The 2299-nt window shown below is 59.0% G+C and carries 2 protein-coding genes; both read right to left on the minus strand.

The features are described 5' to 3' along the window. The coding region (ispG, locus tag IRZ31_RS21220; RefSeq protein WP_297157733.1) for a flavodoxin-dependent (E)-4-hydroxy-3-methylbut-2-enyl-diphosphate synthase at nucleotides 1–966 on the minus strand (966 nt) is incomplete at its 3' end. Between the two features lie 211 nt (nucleotides 967–1177). Beyond that, nucleotides 1178–2299: M50 family metallopeptidase (locus IRZ31_RS21225; protein WP_297157735.1), on the minus strand; the 1122-nt coding region annotated here is incomplete at its 5' end.

The raw sequence follows: 2299 nt of genomic DNA on the forward strand, positions 1-2299 counted from the left end.
CACCGCTACATGAATAGGGGTCTGTACTTTGGCCAGCCGGCGCTCCACTTCATTAGCAACTTCGATAACATCGATCTCGACGCGCCCACAAGAAGGGCATGAAACAAAGGTCACGCCGCGATTGCGCAGCTCCAGCGAGCGCAGGATTTCATAGGCCACAGGGATCTCCTGCTCCGGCTCGGCGCTTAGACTGACGCGAATAGTATCGCCAATCCCCTCAGCCAGCAAGATACCCAGACCAACCGCCGACTTCACCGCCCCTGGCACCAAAGTCCCGGCTTCGGTGATCCCCAAATGCAGCGGATAGTCGGAGCGCTGTGAGAAGCGCCGATAGGCTTCAATCGCCGTCAATGGCGCAGAGGACTTCAGCGAGACCTTGATTTCGTGGAAATCCAGCTCCTCACACCAGCCAATGTACTCCAGAGCCTTATTCACCATGCGCTCGGCCAGCTGCTCACGCTCGCGTCGGCGCTCCTCAGCTGGATCACTGCGCTCCACTACCCCATCGGAGCGGCGGCGAATCTGGATGCGCTGCATCTGGGCCTGCTTGTCCAGGGCATCGAGCGAGCCGGAATTGACCCCGATGCGCATCGCTATACCGCGCTCCTTACAAGCCTTGACAATCTCCTCTAGAGCCTTGCGCCCATGAATCAAGTTACCAGGATTAATGCGTACGCAGTCGACGCCCTGGCGAATTGCCTCCAGGGCAAGCTGATGGTTATAATGAATATCGGCGATCAGCGGAATGTGGATACGCTTCTTGATCTCCCCCAGGGCGAGCGCATCTTCCATCTCTGGCACGGCCACGCGCACCAGCTCGCAGCCTACTTCTTCAAGGCGCAAGATCTGGGCCACGGTGCTCTCGACATCACGGGTGTAGGTGGTGCACATCGACTGCACCGCAATGGGTGCATCGCCACCGATAGGCACATCTCCAACATGAATCTGTCGCGTCTTTCTTCGCATAAGCACTCCATAAATCCGATGCATCTATCATAACAGCCGCGCTCTCAGCGGCAAGGCGCGGCTGAGCAAGAATCTACCACCCAACGACTGCGGCGAGGCTCTGCCTGCTTGCTCTGGCCCTGCCAGAGCAATCGAGGCCAGCCAGCAAGCAGGAGAGCAGACGCCTTGTCTGGAGGGCAAACTACCCATCATACCAGCACTGCACTGGCGCTCAGCGGGCGCTCCAATTCATGACATCGCTGATCGTGACGACCACGATCAACATCAAAAGAATGGCCATACCCACCAGATTAATCAGGCCTTCGCGCTCAGGGCGCAAGCGCTTGCCGCCGCGCAGCAGTTCAATGAAGATCAAGAGCACCCGTCCCCCATCGAGAGCTGGGAACGGCAAGATATTGATAATGGCCAGATTCAAGCTCAGGATACCGGTCAGGGTCAAAATGGGCCACCAGCCAATGGTAGGCACCGTCTGGGCCACCTCGCCAGTCATCTGCACAATACCCACCGGTCCAGCAATCTCCGGTTTCACCGCTCCTGTCACCATCTGGACGATACTGGAGATAAACTGGCCAGTCACAGAGAAGGTCTGCGTGATGCCTTTGAGTGGAGCCTGCCAGAGCGGATAGGTCACATAGCGAACCTCATTGCCGCGCTCGATCCCCATCGGTCCCTGACCCGGGGGAGGATTGACCCGCACATTGATGGTCAGCGCCACTGGCTGCGGATCACCGGCGTGTCTGATGACAACGTGCACCGGTACTGTAGCCTGACCGTGGGCCTGAGCGATGGCTTGCTGGACAATATTCTGCACATCAGAGAACTGCTGAACCGGCTGGCCATTGACAGAGAGGAAGGTATCGCCCGGGCGCAAGCCCGCCGCCGCCGCCGGCGAGCCCGGCGCTACTTTGGCAATGACCGGCGGAATCACCGGCTCCCCGACACTGTAAGCGATCGAGAAGAGGACGATCGCCAGCAAGAAGTTCATCGCTACCCCGGCCACCAGCACAATGAGGCGTTTACCAGCGGACTTCGAGGCGAAGCTCTGCGGGTCATAGCGCCCGTACTCATCGTACATCTCCCCGTTCTCGCCAGGCATACGCACAAAGCCACCGATGGGAAGCAGGTTTAGCGAGTAGATTGTCGAGGAAGGAGGAGCCACCGCCGTAGAGCTGCCTTCGCGCTCACCAACTGCGGTGCCAGAGCTGGGAGCGCTTGGGGCCCAGACATCATCAGCAGTAGAAGCAGCAGCCGGCTGGCTAGGCTGAGTGCCCCCGCCCCCGTTAAACCAGATTAGCTCCCTGTCACGTATACACATCTGACCCAGCCGACGAAA

It is taken from the genome of Thermogemmatispora sp., from assembly GCF_019683635.1.
In the GTDB taxonomy this organism is placed as follows: Bacteria; Chloroflexota; Ktedonobacteria; order Ktedonobacterales; family Ktedonobacteraceae; genus Thermogemmatispora.